The following is a 295-nucleotide window of genomic DNA, read 5'->3' on the forward strand; positions in this document are numbered from 1 at the left end:
GCTATGAATAAAAACTGGCCATGGTTTATCTTAGTTGCGGGTAATTTACTATTTTGGATTGCACAACAAAATCGTCAATCAGGAATGGTTTATTACTTTACTTATTATTTCCACAACAAAGGACTAGTTACTTTTTTTAATTCAATTTCATTAATTCAAGTATTAGCAATTTTGTTAATTCCATTAATGAATAAGCATATGACTAAGAGTCATATTTGGGCATTAGGTTTTGCGGGCGCTGTTTTTGGACAAGTAATTATAATGGTTTCAGGACATAGTATGGCTGGCGCAATTG

Annotated in this window: 1 pseudogene; it reads left to right on the forward strand. The window is 32.2% G+C overall.

The annotated features are described in order from the left end of the window. Positions 1–295: pseudogene (locus tag FC70_RS02670) on the forward strand (MFS transporter); the annotation flags it as partial.

The organism is Paucilactobacillus oligofermentans DSM 15707 = LMG 22743, from assembly GCF_001434315.1.
Lineage (GTDB): Bacteria > Bacillota > Bacilli > Lactobacillales > Lactobacillaceae > Paucilactobacillus > Paucilactobacillus oligofermentans.